A 15,123-nucleotide genomic window follows, 5' to 3' on the forward strand; every position below is an offset into this window, starting at 1 on the left:
GGATGGACCGCCGGCGGGCCCCCGCCCGGAGCACCCATGATCCTCATCCTGACCGCCCCCGACGACGTGCACGCCGACGCGGCCGAGGTGGAGCTGGGCCGGCGCGGCGTCCACTGGGCCCGCTTCGACCCGGCCGACGTGCCGTCCCGCGCATCGCTGTCGGTGACCATCCGGGACGGTCGGCTGACCCGCACCCTGGTCCGGCACGCCGACCCGGGCCGGACCGTCGACCTCGACGCGGTGACCGCCGTCTGGTTCCGCCGCCCCGGCATCCCGGTCGCCCCGGCCCACCTGGGCGAACCCCACGCCGGTTTCGTGGTCGAGGAGAGCCGGCAGTTCGTCGGCGACGTCTGGGAGACCCTCGACGTGCCGGCGCTGCCCGCCGCCCGGCCGGTGGTGCTGCGGGCCCAGCAGAAGGTCCGCCAGCTCCAGCTCGCCCTGCGCCTCGGTTTCGACGTGCCGGCCACCGCCGTCGGCAACGACCCCGGGGCCGTGCTCGACCTGTTCGACCACACCGCCGGTCGGATGATCACCAAGCAGGTCGGGCTGACCAGCCTCCGCGACGAACTGATGCGCTTCACCGAACCGGTCACCCACCGCGACGTCGGCCACGTCGACGGGGTACGCCACTGCCCCCTCATCGCGCAGGAACGGGTGCCCAAGCGGGTCGAGCTGCGGGTCACCGTCGTCGGCGACCGGGTGTTCACCGCCGCCATCGACTCCCAGCGGTCCAACCACGCCCGACACGACTGGCGTCGCCAGGACGACCGGAACACCCCGCTGAGCCGCTACGACCTGCCCACCGACGTCGCCGCCCGGTGCGTGGCGCTGACCCGCGCGCTCGGCCTGCGCTACAGCGCCCTCGACCTGATCGTCACCCCTGACGACCGGTACGTCTACCTCGAGATCAACCCCAGCGGCCAGTACCTGTGGGTGGAGGAGGAGACCGGGCTGCCCATCACCGCCGCCGTGGTCGACCTGCTCACCACGCCCACCCCCATCCCCGGAGCCACCACATGACCACCCTGGACCCGGCCCTGCTCGACGCGGCCCTCACCCTGGTGCGGGAGCTGACCGTCGACCGGGCCGGACTGCCCGAGGCCCGCCGACGCCTCACCCCGCTGCGGGAGCGCTGGCCCGGGGCCGATCCGGCGATCGTGCGGGACGAGGAGGTCGCCGACGGCTCCGTCTCCTTCGACGTGCTGCTGCGTGAACCCGCCGGCACGGTCTCCGTGGCGTACAGCCCGACGCCGGCCCTGCCGTGGCCGCTGCGTGGGGCGGTCCGGCACTCCGACCACCACCTCGCCCGGGTCGGCACCCGGACGCTGCGGGTGGGCGAGGCGCTCACCGCCCTCGACTTCCTCTGGTACGACCACGACGTGCTCGCCCGGCTGGTCGACACCGGTCTGGTCGCCGAGGAGCTGGAGCAGCACCCGGTCGAGGTCGACGACGGTGAACTCCAGGCGGCGGCCGACGCGTACCGCCGGGCCAAGGGGCTGCTCGATGCCGAGTCGACCGCCCGGTGGCTGGCCGAGCGGGGGCTCTCCGCCGAGGACTTCGCCGACCTGGTCGCGCACACCGTGGCGGTCGCCCGGCTGCGGGCCCGGGTGGTGGGTGACCGGCTGCCGGAGTGGTTCGCCGCGCACCGGTCCACGTTCGACCGGCTCCTGATCGCCTGGACCGCCGAGGGGACGCCCCCCACCGACCGCGCGACGGCGCTCGCGACGGTGGCCGCCGCCGTCCGCGCCGGCCGGGCCGCCGGCGTCCTGCGGCCGGTGGCGGTCGCGGCCCCGGCGGAGCTGCGCGACGCCACCGGGCCGGTGCCGACCACGATCGCGGGGATCGCGGTGACGGCGGTGGTGGTCGACCGCGAGCCGGCCGTCCTCGACGACGACACCCGGGCGCTGGTCGAGCGGGCCATGTTCGACGAGTGGCTGGCGCGGCGGCGGGCCGGCACCGACATCGAGTGGTTCTGGCTGCCCCGGGACCGGACGACCCGGGTCCGGTGACCGGCCGGCGACGGGTGCCGGTGGTGCTCCAGGTCGCCGCCACCGACTGTGGGCCCAGTGCGCTCGCCATGCTGCTCGCCGCCTGCGGTCGGGCGGTCCCGGCGTCGTACCTGCGGGCCCGGCTCGATGTCGGCCGGGACGGCCTGAGCCTGCGTGACCTGCGCGACGCGGCGCAGGAGCACGGGCTGCGCTGCCGGGCGATCGCCCTGCCCGCACTGCGCCGGGACGCCACCCGGCTGCGGGAACTGGCGATGCCCCTGCTGGCGCACTGGAACGGCGACCACTACCTGGTGGTGGAGCGGGTGGGCCGGCGCGGCATCGACGTCGTCGACCCGGCCGTGGGTCGGCGGCGGCTGTCCCCCGCCCAGTTCTGCGCCGGGACCACCGGAGTGGTGCTGCTGGCCGCACCCGACGGGCCCGCTCCGCCGGTCCCACCGGCCCCGTCACCGGTACGCGACCTGCTGGTGCCGGTGCTGCGTCGGCACACCGGCCTGCTCGCGCTGCTGGCGGCGACCTCGGTGCTGCTCACCGCGACCGGCCTGGCCGTACCGTGGGCGACCGCCGCGCTCATCGACGCCGTCGTGCCCCCGGCGGCGTCCTGGCTCGTCGCCGTCGCCGCGCTGGCCGTGCTCACCGGGGCGTTGTCCCTGGCCCGGGGGCTGACCGTGACCGCCCTGCAACGGCGTATCGGCAGCCGGCTCGGCACCGAGACGGTGCACCGGCTGTTCGCGGTGGTCTACCGGTACTTCCACCGCCGGTCCGCCGGTGACCTGGTCGACCGGGTCCGGGCGGTGGCCGGTGTCCGGGACCTGTTGGCGTCGGCGCTGGTGGCGACCGTGCTCGACGGGTTGCTGGTGGTCGGCTACCTGACCGTGGTGACGGTGCTGGCACCGGTGCTGGGGTTGGTGGCCGCCGCCGTGATCGCCGTCCAGGCGGGTACCGCGTTGTGGGTGGGCCGCCGCTCCGGTGCCCTGCAACGGGAGGAGCTGCTCGCCTCCGGGGAGGAGGCGGCCCGGCTGGCCGACGCGGTGCAGGGCATGGCGGCGATCCGGGTCGCCGGGGCCCAGCAGCGGGTACGGCAGCGCTGGCAGGAGTCGTTCGACCGGGGCGTGTGGGCGGCGCACCGGCTGGCCCGGTTGTCGGCGGTCGCGGACGCGCTGCTCGCCGCTTGGTCGATGGCGAGCCCGGTGCTCATGCTCCTGGTGGCGGTCGGGCAGGCCGATTCGCCGGGTCGGGCGGCCGGGCTGTCCGCGCTCGCGGTCGCCGCGATCACCCCGGCGGTCGCGCTGGCCCAGCGGTTGCCGTCGTTCACCCTGCTCGCGCCCACCATGGACCGGCTGGCCGACATCGCGGACGCACCGCTGGAGCAACCCGTCCCCGGCGTACCCGCGCCCAGGCTGACCGGCCTGGTCACCCTCGACAGGGTGAGTTTCCGGTACGACCGGCGGTCGCCCTGGGCGTTGCGCGACGTCACCGCCGTGATCCCGCCCGGCAGCAAGGTGGCGGTGGTGGGCGGTTCGGGCAGCGGCAAGAGCACCCTGGTCGGCCTGCTGACCGGCCTGTACGCCCCGACCGGGGGGTGCATCCGCGTCGACGGCCACGACCTGGCCACGCTGGACCTGTCCTCGGTGCGCCGGCAGATCGGGGTGGTCCTGCAGGGGACCTACCTCGGCGCGGGCACCCTGCGGGAGGCACTGACGCTGTCCCGCCCGGACGCCTCCGACGCCGCCGTCACCCGGGCGCTGCGGCTCGCCGCGCTGCACGAGGACGTGGCGGCCCTGCCGATGGGGTTGCACACCCACCTCGGCGACGGTGGCGTCGGCCTGTCCGGCGGGCAACGGCAGCGGGTCGCGCTGGCCCGCGCGCTGCTGGCCGACCCGGCCCTGCTCATCCTGGACGAGGCGACCAGCGCGCTGGACGCGGTGACCGAGGCGGCCGTCGAGGCGAGCCTGCGCACGCTGCCGATGACCCGACTGGTCATCGCACACCGGTTGTCGACGGTCGCGGACGCCGACCTGGTGCTGGTGCTCGACCGGGGGCGGTTGGTGGAGAGTGGGCCGCCCCGGGTGCTGCTGACCGCCGGTGGGCCGTTCGCCCGGCTGGCCGGGGTACCCGGTGCCGTCGGGTCGTGGCCCGATCCGGTCCGTTGAGCCGGTCACGGCGCGTGCGGGACGGCGGCGAACTCGACGAGGTCGAGGCGGCCGTGGGTGGACGCATAGCGGGTGAGTGAGGTGTTGGCGACCGGGGTGGTGGCGAGGACCGCGTCGAGGTCGGCGAACGACAACCCCTCCAGGACGTGCCGGGCGGCGACGACCACGGCGTCGTGGGCCACCACCCACACCCGGCGGCCGGCGTGCCGGCGGTGCAGGTCGGCCAGGGCGGCGCGGACGCGGGCGGCGACGTCGTCGAACGTCTCGCCGCCGGGTGGCCGGTAGGCGTGGAGGCCGTCGGCGGCGAGCCGGGCCGCCTCGGCGGGGAACCGTTCGGCGATCATCAGCGGGGTCAGCAGTTCCAGGTCGCCCATGAGCCGGTCGACCAGCCGCCCGTCGAGGTCGACCGGGGCCGGGGTGACGCCGAGGGCGGCGGCGGTGTCCGCCACCCGTGCCCAGGTCTGCCGGGCCCGCCGGTACGGGGAGCAGACGACGTGGTCGGGGTGCCGGCCGGCGGGTTGCGCCGCGAGCCAGCGGCCGAGCCGGGTGGCCTGTCGCCGGCCCAGTGGTGACAGCGGGACGTCGGCGTCGCGTCCGGTGAGCCCGTGGGTGGCGACGCCCCGCGCGTGGGCCTCGGCGAACGCGACGTTGGCGACGCTCTGCCCGTGCCGGACGATGGTCAACTCCGCGACGGTGTCCACGGTCCCACTGTCCGGCAGCAGCCGGCGCGGGGCGACGCCGGGCGGCGGGACGCTGCCGGGAACGACGGCGGTATCCGGCAGCTCGCCGGCCTCGACGCCCCCGACCGAACACGTTTCCGAAAGTTTCCGAAAGTCGTTGACGCGTTCGAAACGCCGCTGCAATACTCCGATTCACAGCGACATCAACGCATCTCGATAGAACCCAGCACCCCCAGGCAGCACCGCCCCCAGGAGGACCTGCGCATGATCTCCAGCACCGGTGACTCCGGTCACCCGTCCCGCTCCCGAGCCTCCCGCCTGACCGTCCGGCTGGCGGTGCTCGCCACCACCGTGGCGCTGGGCGCCGTCGGCGTCGCGGTCTCCGCCACCCCGTCCAGCGCCGCCGCCTGCAACGGCTACGTCGGTCTCACCTTCGACGACGGACCGACCGGCAGCACCGGCGCGCTGCTGAACGTGCTGCGCGCCAACAACGTCCGGGCGACCATGTTCAACGTCGGGCAGAACGTGCAGGGCAACCCGTCCGCCGCCCGGGCCCAGGTCGACGCCGGCATGTGGATCGGCAACCACAGCTGGAACCACGCGCACATGACCTCGATGGGTCAGAGCCAGATGCAGTCCGACCTCTCCCAGACCAACTCGGCGATCCAGTCGGCGACCGGCGTACGGCCGCAACTGTTCCGCCCGCCCTACGGCGAGACCAACTCGACCCTCCAGTCGGTCGCCTCGTCGCTCGGCATGCGCCAGGTGATCTGGGACGTCGACTCCCAGGACTGGAACGGCGCGAGCGTCAGCCAGATCGTCGCCAACGCCGGCCGGCTCCAGAACGGCCAGGTGATCCTGATGCACGACGGCATCCAGAACACCCGCGACGCGATTCCGCAGATCATGGCCAACCTGAACAGCCGGGGCCTCTGCCCGGGCATGATCTCGCCGAGCACCGGCCGGGCCGTGGCCCCGGACGGCACCCCGCCGACCAACCCCCCGACCACCCCGCCCACCGGCACCCCGACCACCCCGCCGGCCGGTGGGACGTGCACCGCGACGGCGACGTACCCGAACGTGTGGGGCGACCGGTACAACACCTCGGTGACGGTCCAGGGCGGCAGCAACTGGACGGTGGTGGTGGCGCTGACCGCGCCGCAGAAGGTCAACACCACCTGGAACGGCACGCCCAGCTGGGACAGCTCCGGTTACGTGATGACGATGCGGTCCAACGGCAGCGGCAACACCTTCGGCTTCACCACGATGATGAACGGCAACAGCGGCGCCCGGCCACAGATCCGCTCCTGCACCACGGGCTGACCGGCACGCCGCTGTCGAGTCACCGGCCGGGGCGCAGCGCCCGGACCCCGTCCCGACCACCGGCCCTCCCCGGACGTCTCCACGGCGTCCGGGGAGGGCCGTTTCGTGACCCCGGAGACGACCTCGAAACTATCGGGTCACCTGCTCGAAACTACCGGTTGAAAACCCCGGGATTACCTGCCAACCTGAAATCCATCGATAATCGTGAACGTAAACAGCACGCTACGGGCCACCCACCATCCACCACCAGGAGGTACCGACAGTGCGCGGACACGTACCCCACTCTCCGCCCCCGGAGCAGCCCCACCCCGCCCGGGTGTCCCCCCGTCGGCGGGGAAGGCTGTTCACGCTGGTCACGGCCGGGATCGCCGCCGCCGTCGCCGGGTTGTTCACCATGACGGTGGCGACCGGGACGGCGTCGGCCGCCGACAACCCGTACCAGCGGGGCCCCGACCCCACCCGGAGCAGCGTCGCGGCCGTGAACGGCCCGTTCGCCAACACCTCGGTCGCCGTCCCGACCGGGTACGGCTTCAACGGCGGCCGGATCTACTACCCGACCGACACCAGCCAGGGCACCTTCGGGGCGGTCGCCATCTCGCCCGGCTACACCGCGCTGTTCTCCGTCGAGCTGGCCTGGATGGGGCCGTGGCTGGCCTCGCACGGCTTCGTCGTGATCGGCATCGAGACCAACAGCCGCAACGACTTCGACACGGCCCGGGGCACCCAGTTGCTCGCCGCGCTGGACTACCTGGTGCAGCAGAGCCCGGTACGGGACCGGATCGACCCCACCCGGCTGGCCGTCTCCGGTCACTCGATGGGTGGTGGCGGGGCGCTCAGCGCGGCCCTGCGCCGCCCGGCGTTGAAGGCGGCGGTCGGCATCGCGCCGTACTCGCCGTCGTCGAACCTGGCCAACGACCGGGTGCCCACGATGGTCTTCGCCGGGCAGGCGGACACGGTGGTCACCCCGTCCTACGCCACCGGGCTCTACAACAGCCTCCCGGCCACGACCGAGAGCGCCTACCTGGAGGTCGCGGGGGCCGACCACGGGTTCATGGTCGGCCGGTCCAACCCGGTGCTGATCCGGACCATGCTGCCGTTCCTCAAGATGTTCGTCGACAACGACGCCCGGTACAGCCAGTTCCTCTGCCCACTGGCGGACAACAGCGGCGTGGTCAGCTACCGCAGCACCTGCCCGCTGCTGCCGCCGACCGCGACCACCCCGCCGCCGATCCCGTCGGACACCCCGCCGCCAATCCCGACCACCCCGCCGCAGACCACGCCGCCGCCGAGCAACCCGCCCGGTGCCGCCAGCCTGATCGTCGGCGCACAGTCCAACCGGTGCCTCGACGTGCCCAACGCCTCCCGCGCCAACGGCACCCGGGTCCAGCTCTGGGACTGCAACCGCGGGACCAACCAGTCGTGGACGTACACCACGAACAAACAACTCCGGGTGTACGGCGACATGTGCCTGGACGCGGCTGGCTCCGGTAACGGTGCGGCGGTCCAGATCTACGGCTGCCACAGCCAGACCAACCAGCAGTGGAACGTCAACGCCAACGGCACCATCAGCAGCGTGCAGTCCGGGCGGTGCCTGGACGTTTGGAGCACGGCCAACGGGGCGCAGGTCCAGCTCTACGACTGTCACGGGCAGACCAACCAGCGGTTCACCCTGACGCCCCTGACCTGACGGTCGACCGGCGACCGCTCCCGCAGCACGCGGACCGGGCCGGCGTCTCCCGCATCCGGGGAGACGCCGGCCCGGCCCGGTGGCGTACGCGGCGGAGGTGAATTCCGCCCGGCGCCGACCGTTCGCACCGCTAATCGACGTTGGCGGGACAAGCCGTGTCCGGTTTGCGAGGCTTATCGGGTGCGGAGGGATGATCCCGCGCCACACCCGACAGCCGGGGGTCGGCGTCTGGTGGCCCGTGACCCCGGGGCCATCGGCGATGTGAGCTGGGTCGAGCTCTTCGTCGATCTACTCTTCGTGTTCGCGTTCCTGGCCGTCACCACGCTGATGGCCGAGCATTTCAGCCCCCTCGGGTTGGTCCAGGGCGTGCTCGTGATCCTCCTACTCTGGCACTGCTGGACCCCGTGTGTCTGGCTCGGCAACGTGGTGCACCTCGACCGGGGGATCATGCCCCCGATCATGCTCGGCATCGCCGCCGCCCTGCTGGCGATCGGGGTCGCGATACCCGAGGCGTTCACCGACCGGGCGGGCGGGCTGCCCGGCCCGATGGTGCTGATCTGCGGATATCTGCTGATCCGGGCGACCGCCATGGTCGTCCTCACGTTCGTCAGCCACCGGGGCGAGGGCGGACAGCCGTCGGTGGTCGCCGCCTGGTTGATCTTCATCGCCGGTGGGCTGGTGCTGCTCGCCTCCTATCTGGTGCCGCCGCTGCTGCCGGCGGTCGTCGACGCCGCCCTGGTGCAGGCTGTGCTGTTCGCGAGCGCTCTCATGATCGACTCGCTGATCCTCGTGGCGGCCAGCAAGGGCGGCTGGCGGGTCGTCTCGCCCTGGCACCTGGCCGAACGGCACGCCCTGATCGTGCTCATCGCGCTCGGCGAGACGATCATCTCGATCGGCGCCAGCGAGGGGCTCGGCGTGGACCGCCCGGTGACCTCCCAGTTGGCCGTCGGGGCGGTGCTGGGCATCACCGTGGTCTTCGCGCTGTGGTGGAGCTACTTCGACCTGGCCAAGGTGATCATCGAACGGGCCCTGCGGGCCAGCTCCGGGCGGGACCGCGCCCGGGTCGGTCGGGACGTCTACAGCGGGCTGCACCTGCCCATGATCGGCGGGTTGATCTTCTTCGCGCTGGGGCTGAAGTACCTCAACACGCACGCCACCCCGAAGAGCACCCAGCCGTGGCCGTCGGCCGGCGTCGCCATCCTGTACGGCGGTGTGCTGCTCTATCTGGGCGCGCTCGTCGTGGTGGAGTGGCGGGCGGTCCGGTTGCTGGGTCGGGGTCCGCTGGTGGGGGTGGCGCTGCTGACGGCGCTGCTGACGGTGGTCGGACGGCTGACCGCGGTGCAGGCGCTGGTGGTGCTCGTCGCCGCCGTCTGCACGATGCTGGTGCTGGACAACACCCTCTTCCGGCGGAAACACCGGCAACTTCACGAGTCGGTCGAGCAGGAGAGCCTCCACGTCGGGACGGTCGACCCCCGGGAACTCTTCGTCGACCTCGTGTTCGTGTACGCCTTCATCGAGGTCACCGCGGTGATGAACCGGTTTCCGACCCTACTCGGCCTGGCCCAGGGCATGATCCTGCTGGCGCTGCTGTGGTGGGCCTGGACGTCGTACACCTGGCTCGCCAACGCCGTGCGGCACGACAGCACGGTGGTGCGGCTGTGCACGGCGGGCATCATGACGGCGGTGCTGCTGATCGGGCTGGCGATCCCGCAGGCCTTCGTCCCCCTGCCCGGCAGCCTCCCCGGCCCGCTGCTGGTCGTCGGGTGTTACATCGGCGTCCAGCTCATGCAGGGGTTGATCTTCCGGCAGCTCGTCCGGGAGAACTCCGACCTGCGGGGCACCCGGACCCGGTTCGTCGCCACGACCGCCACCATCGCCATCCTGCTGGTGATCGCCGTCGTCGAGGTGGTCGCCCCCGACGCGGTCGCCCGGCACCCCGCCGTCACGCTGCTCTGGGTGGCCGCGCTGCTCGTGCAGTACGTCGCCGGGTACTGGGCCGGTGGGCGGCTGTGGCGGATCAGGCTGGTCCGGCACTGGGCCGACCGGCACGCCCTGGTCATCCTGATCGCCGTCGGCGAGGCGGTCCTCTCCGTCGGCATCTCCATCAACAACGTGCCGATCTCCGCCCCCACGCTGGTCGTCGTCGTCGCGTCGGTGGTGGCCCTCGGCACGATCTGGTGGAGCTACTTCACCGGCATCGACGCGGCCCGGATCACCCTCGGGGCCTACGAGGGCGATCGTCGGGTCCGCGCCGCGCGGGACGCGTACACCTATCTGCACCTGCCGATGATGGCCGGGATCGTCCTGGTCGCCTACGGCCTGCACCAGACCCTGGCCGCGTCCCAGGAGCGGCACAGCGCCCTGCTGGGTCACTACATGCTGTTCTTCGGGGTGGCGTTGTACCTGCTCGGCAACCAGATGTTCTGGCTGCGGATCTTCCGGACGGTCAGCCCCCACCGGCTCATCGGCGCGGGGGTGGTCATCGTCCTCGCGCCGGTGACCGTCGCGCTGCCGTCCGTGCTCTCGTTGCTGCTGCTGACCGTGCTCGGCGTCGTCTTCGCCGTCGTCGAGGCGGTGCAGGAGGGTGACCCGCGGACCCGGCGGCCCGCCCGGACGTGAGCCGGGCGGGCCGGGCTCAGCCCGCGGTGCAGGGGCTGCCGTTGAGCCCGAAGCTGGTCGGCGGCGCGTTGCTGGTGTTCCAGCTGCCCTGGATGCCGAAGCTCACCGAGCCGTTCGGCGCGACGACGCGGTTCCAGTCGACGTTGCGGGCCGTCACCGTGGCCCCGCTCTGGCTGGTCGTCGCGTTCCACCCGGAGGTGACCTGCTGGTCCCCCCGGAAGCTGAAGGTGAGCGTCCAGCCGTCCACCGGCGCGGTCGCGGTGTTCTGGACCGTCACGACGGTGACGAATCCGCCCTGCCACTCGGACTGGTTCTGGTAGGTCACCCGGCAGGTGGGCGGCGGCGGCATCGGCGTCGTCGGTGGAGTGGGCGTCGTCGGCGCGAAGACCGCGTTGGAGGCGATCGAGAGGTTGCCGGCCGCGTCCCGGGCCCGCACGTAGAACTGGTACCGCAGCGGCGTCGACGGCGGGGGCGGCGGCGGGAGCGCGATCGGGTACGTCGTCGTCGACACGGTGGCGACCAGGAACGAGCTGTACCAGCCGTCGAAGCGGTAGACGTTGTAGCCGGTCACCCCGACGTCGTCGGTCGAGGGTGACCAGGAGAGCGTGGCGGTCGAGTCGGTCACGTCGCCGAGGGTCAGGTTCTGCGGCGCGCTCGGCGGGGTGGTGTCCGGTCCGGTGTCGGTGACCGGGGTGACCACGGTGACCGGCTCCGACGACAGGGAGCGGTGCCCGACGACGTCCCGGGCGGAGATCCGGAACAGGTACTGCCGGCCGGGGGTGATGTAGTTGCTGATCGTGGTGGTGGTGACGTCGCCGACGCTTGCCGCCATGACGACGTCGTCGAAGGGGCTGTAGTACGTGATGTCGTAGCCGGCGATGGCGCAGCAGCCACGGGTCGCGGCCGTCCAGGTGAGGGTGACCGACCTCGTCCTGACCTGGCTGGCGGTGACGTTCGTGGGCACGCCCGGCGGGAAGGGCGAGGTGTCCGGTGTGCCCGGCGGGGTGGTGGGTGCCGCGGTCGGCGGCGGCGTCGTAGCCGCTACCGCCAGGGGCGCCGCGACGGGTGCGGGCGCGACCCCGGGGAGCCCACCGGCGGCCGGTAAGGGGAGCGTCGTGGTGCCGGCACCGGCGGCCGGTACGGCGATCGCTCCCAGGCCGAACACGGCGATCGACGAGACGACGGCGGCGAGCAGGCCGGGCCGCACGCGGCGGCGCGGCGCGGACGAACGGACCCCTGGCATGCGTCCACCGTGCGGCAACACATCGACGCTTGTCAACGGCTTACATCATCCGGTGCGCGGTTCCGGCCAGCTCCGACCCGGCCGGTACCGACGCCGGGCACGACAGCCACCCACCGCCACACTCACCATACCTCGAAACTGTTAACGCAAACATCACATGACTTGTTTGGCGGCCACTTCTCCCGCCCGATCGAATAAACGCAGGTAGAGCAGCTTTACAGCCTGGCAGAGGGGCCGGAATAGCCGGTTTGACAGCCGAGAACCGAGGCCGAAGAAGTTTCGAGAAAGTCCGTGTCACATCTTGACGGACCACGTATGCATCCACGAGAGTCCATATCAGCGGACGTGGCGCACGGTCGGGAGCCGAGGCGTCGCCCAGCCGCAGCTGAGGGTGCCCGGGCAGCACCTGTTAACGCTAACAGCGCGACGGTCGACGGGCCGTCGAACACCACCAGGAACCGACGACGGCGGACACCACCGACCGTCGGCGTCAGCGTGCCCTCCCACCCGTCCGGGCCGCAGGTGGCGGCCAGCCTCACCCTGCGCCACGACGACCCGCCCGCACACCATCCGCACACCACCAGGCACCACGACAGAAGGGGTCCGATCCGTGGCGATCAGCCGACGAGCACTCATCAAGGCCGTGGCCGCATCCGGGGCGCTCACCGCAGCATCGGTGGCCGGGCTGCCCGGCGTCGCGTGGGCGGCGAACACCGCGTACGCGATGACCTACTTCACCGAGACGCCGAGCTTCCAGGGCGCGGACTACGGCCTGCACCTGGCGGTGAGCCGCGACGGTCTCAACTGGACGCCGCTGAACCAGAACAACCCCGTCGTCACCCCCACCCAGGGGCAGCTCGGCCTGCGCGACCCGTTCGTGTTCCGCAAGCAGGACGGCACCTTCGTGGTGCTGGCCACCGATCTCAAGGGCACCAACTTCGGCCTGAACAGCCAGTACCTGCACGTGTGGGACTCGACCAACCTGACGAACTTCACCGGCTACCGCCGGATCAGGATGCACACCCTGCCCAACTCGCACACCTGGGCGCCGACCGCGTTCTGGGACGCCGCCCGCGGCCAGTACGCCATCGTCTACTCCTGCAACAGCGGCGGCGACGTGCTGATGATCAACTACACCAGCGACTTCGTCAACATCGGCCCCCAGCAGGTGTTCTTCAGCCCCGGGTTCGGCGTGCTCGACGGCGATGTCGTCGTCGACGGCGGCACCACCTACCTGTACTACAAGAACCTCTCCACCGGCCTGCTGCACGGCGCGCGCTCCTCGACCGGGGCGCCGAACAGCTTCACCACCTACACCAGCGGGCTACGGATGGGCAACGCGATCGAGGCTCCGCTCCTGGTCAAGAACAACGACGGCGGCGGCTGGCGGCTGTGGGGCGACTCGTTCAGCCCGGTCAACGCCGACTACTACATCTGGTCCACCTCGAACATCGGCGGCAACTCGTGGACGGCGCTCAACCAGCGGGACTACACCCCGCCGTTGAACGCCAAGCACGGCTCGATCGTCGGGATCAGCGACGCCGAGTACAACGCGATGGTGTCCCGCTGGGGGACCCCGAACTGGGTCCGGCTCAAGTCGTCCAACCTGCCGGACTACGTCGTACGGCACAGCAACGGCGTCGGCCGGATCGACCCGTTCCCGTTCGACCCGTACCAGGATCAGTTGTGGCGGATGGTGGCCGGCCTGTCCGACGCCGCCGGGGTCTCGTTCGAGTCGGTGAACCGGCCGGGCAGCTTCCTGCGGCACAGCAACTACGCCATCCGGCTCGACCCGAACGACGGGTCGGCGACGTTCCGGGCCGACGCCACCTTCCACCGCACCGCCGGCCTGGCCGACGCGGCGTGGACGTCGTTCCGCTCCGCCAACTTCCCCGACCGCTACCTGCGGCACGCCGGGAACCTGCTGCGGATCGACCCGCTCAGCGCCGGTTCGGCCCTGAACGACCGGCAGGACGCCACCTTCCGCATCACGCCCTGACCGAGGAGGACACCATGACCAGGACCCTGCTGCGCCGCGGTGCGGCGCTGCTCGCGAGCCTGCTCTGCGTAGTCGTGCTGACCCCGGTCGCCGGCCACGCGGACAACCCCATCGTGCAGACCGTCTACACGGCCGACCCGGCGGCGCTGGTGCACAACGGCCGGGTCTACCTCTACACCGGCCACGACGAGGACGGCTCGACGTACTTCACGATGAAGGACTGGCGCGTCTACTCCTCGGCCGACATGGTCAACTGGACCGACCACGGCTCCCCGATGAGCCTGGCCACGTTCAGCTGGGCCAGCGCCGACGCGTGGGCCGGCCAGACCGTCTACCGCAACGGCCGTTTCTACTGGTACGTCCCGGTCAAGAACCGGGCGACCGGACGGATGGCGATCGGCGTCGCGGTCGCCGACAGCCCCACCGGCCCGTTCCGCGACGCCATCGGCCGGCCACTGGTGGAGAACGGCGAGATCGACCCGCACGCCTTCGTCGACGACACCGGGCAGGCGTACCTGTACTGGGGCAACCCCAACCTGTGGTACGTGCGGCTCAACACCGACATGGTCTCGTTCTCCGGCGGCCCGACCCAGATTCCGCTGACCACCGCCGGCTTCGGCACCCGCAGCGGCAACCCGAGCCGCCCCACGTTGTACGAGGAGGCGCCCTGGGTCTACAAGCGCAACGGCCTCTACTACAACGTGTTCGCGGCCGAATGCTGCTCGGAGTTCATCGCGTACTCCACCGCGCCGGGCCCGACCGGGCCGTGGACCTACCGGGGGACGATCATGCCCAGGCAGGGGGCCAGCTTCACCAACCACGCCGCCGTCATCGACTTCAACGGCGGCTCGTACTTCTTCTACCACAACGGCGCGTTGCCCGGCGGCGGCGGTTTCACCCGCTCGGTCGCGGTGGAGAAGTTCGCCTACCGCGCCGACGGCACCATCCCCACCATCACCATGACCGCCTCCGGCGCACCGCAGGTCGGCACACTCAACCCGTACGTCCGCCAGGAGGCGGAGACGATCGCCTGGTCGGTCGGGGTGGAGACCGAGCCGTCCAGCGAGGGCGGGATGAACGTCGGCTGGCTCAACAACGGCGACCACATCAAGGTCAAGGGGGTCGCCTTCGGTGCCGGCGCCACCTCGTTCACCGCCCGGGTCGCCTCGGCGACCACCGGTGGCCGCATCGAGGTACGGCTCGGCGGCGTCACCGGCACCACCGTGGGCACCTGCACCGTCCCGGTGACCGGCGGCTGGCAGACCTGGACCACGGTCACCTGCCCGGTCAGCGGCGTCACCGGCACCCAGGACGTGTACCTGCGGTTCGCCGGGGGCAGCGGCAACCTCTTCAACGTCAACTGGTGGCAGTTCCGCTGACGCCCCGCCGCCCGGCCGCCCGTCCCACCGTGGC

The 15,123-nt window shown here is 72.0% G+C and carries 10 protein-coding genes; 8 read left to right on the forward strand and 2 right to left on the reverse strand.

The genetic code is table 11. From position 1 onward, the window contains the following. The first annotated feature begins 36 nt into the window (after window positions 1-36). From AB0B63_RS26000 to AB0B63_RS26010, 3 genes are read left to right on the forward strand one after another with little or no spacing between them, the layout of a single operon-like run. Window positions 37-1,020 carry an MvdC/MvdD family ATP grasp protein gene (locus AB0B63_RS26000; protein ID WP_357023232.1) on the forward strand — a complete coding sequence of 328 codons (984 nt, stop codon included), beginning with the start codon at window positions 37-39 and terminating at the stop codon, window positions 1,018-1,020. Next, complete coding sequence (locus AB0B63_RS26005; protein WP_357023235.1) at window positions 1,017-2,009, forward strand: TIGR04500 family putative peptide maturation system protein; 993 nt, start codon at window positions 1,017-1,019, stop codon at window positions 2,007-2,009. The genes AB0B63_RS26000 and AB0B63_RS26005 overlap by 4 nt, the downstream gene beginning before the upstream one ends. After that, window positions 2,006-4,159 carry a peptidase domain-containing ABC transporter gene (locus tag AB0B63_RS26010; protein ID WP_357023237.1) on the forward strand — a complete coding sequence of 718 codons (2,154 nt, stop codon included), beginning with the start codon at window positions 2,006-2,008 and terminating at the stop codon, window positions 4,157-4,159. The genes AB0B63_RS26005 and AB0B63_RS26010 overlap by 4 nt, the downstream gene beginning before the upstream one ends. A 5-nt stretch (window positions 4,160-4,164) precedes the next feature. Here the strand turns inward: AB0B63_RS26010 and AB0B63_RS26015 are convergent, their stop codons facing one another. After that, window positions 4,165-4,860: a histidine phosphatase family protein gene (locus AB0B63_RS26015; RefSeq protein ID WP_357023240.1), complete on the reverse strand. Its 696-nt coding sequence runs from the start codon at window positions 4,858-4,860 to the stop codon at window positions 4,165-4,167. A gap of 243 nt (window positions 4,861-5,103) precedes the next feature. On the opposite strand from AB0B63_RS26015, the gene AB0B63_RS26020 reads away from it, so the two are divergent. The 3 genes from AB0B63_RS26020 (at window position 5,104) to AB0B63_RS26030 (ending at window position 10,468) form a co-directional block, all read left to right on the forward strand. Then, entirely contained in the window at window positions 5,104-6,162 is a 1,059-nt protein-coding gene (locus AB0B63_RS26020) for a polysaccharide deacetylase family protein (protein ID WP_208564979.1), read from the forward strand. Window positions 6,163-6,478: 316 nt separating this feature from the next. Continuing rightward, window positions 6,479-7,849, forward strand: coding sequence for a ricin-type beta-trefoil lectin domain protein (locus AB0B63_RS26025; protein ID WP_307798932.1), 1,371 nt, complete (start codon window positions 6,479-6,481; stop codon window positions 7,847-7,849). 261 nt (window positions 7,850-8,110) lie between these two features. Continuing rightward, window positions 8,111-10,468: a low temperature requirement protein A gene (locus AB0B63_RS26030; protein ID WP_357023244.1), complete on the forward strand. Its 2,358-nt coding sequence runs from the start codon at window positions 8,111-8,113 to the stop codon at window positions 10,466-10,468. Window positions 10,469-10,484: 16 nt separating this feature from the next. Here AB0B63_RS26030 and AB0B63_RS26035 read toward each other — a convergent pair whose 3' ends face one another. Then, complete coding sequence (locus AB0B63_RS26035) at window positions 10,485-11,711, reverse strand: cellulose binding domain-containing protein (protein ID WP_357023247.1); 1,227 nt, start codon at window positions 11,709-11,711, stop codon at window positions 10,485-10,487. Between the two features lie 610 nt (window positions 11,712-12,321). On the opposite strand from AB0B63_RS26035, the gene AB0B63_RS26040 reads away from it, so the two are divergent. Next, entirely contained in the window at window positions 12,322-13,710 is a 1,389-nt protein-coding gene (locus AB0B63_RS26040; RefSeq protein ID WP_357023250.1) for a glycoside hydrolase family 43 protein, read from the forward strand. A gap of 14 nt (window positions 13,711-13,724) precedes the next feature. Further along, on the forward strand, window positions 13,725-15,089 hold the full coding sequence (locus AB0B63_RS26045) for a glycoside hydrolase family 43 protein (protein ID WP_357023253.1): 1,365 nt from the start codon (window positions 13,725-13,727) through the stop codon (window positions 15,087-15,089). The last annotated feature ends 34 nt before the right edge of the window (window positions 15,090-15,123 follow it).

It is taken from the genome of Micromonospora sp. NPDC049081, assembly GCF_040648835.1.
Taxonomy (GTDB): Bacteria; Actinomycetota; Actinomycetes; order Mycobacteriales; family Micromonosporaceae; genus Micromonospora; species Micromonospora antibiotica.

Coding starts and splice junctions, on each gene's coding strand:
- AB0B63_RS26035 (WP_357023247.1), bottom strand. CDS start 11,711: ATGCCAGGGGTCCGTTCGTCCGCGCCGCGCCGCCGCGTGCGGCCCGGC.
- AB0B63_RS26000 (WP_357023232.1), top strand. CDS start 37: ATGATCCTCATCCTGACCGCCCCCGACGACGTGCACGCCGACGCGGCC.
- AB0B63_RS26005 (WP_357023235.1), top strand. CDS start 1,017: ATGACCACCCTGGACCCGGCCCTGCTCGACGCGGCCCTCACCCTGGTG.
- AB0B63_RS26045 (WP_357023253.1), top strand. CDS start 13,725: ATGACCAGGACCCTGCTGCGCCGCGGTGCGGCGCTGCTCGCGAGCCTG.
- AB0B63_RS26020 (WP_208564979.1), top strand. CDS start 5,104: ATGATCTCCAGCACCGGTGACTCCGGTCACCCGTCCCGCTCCCGAGCC.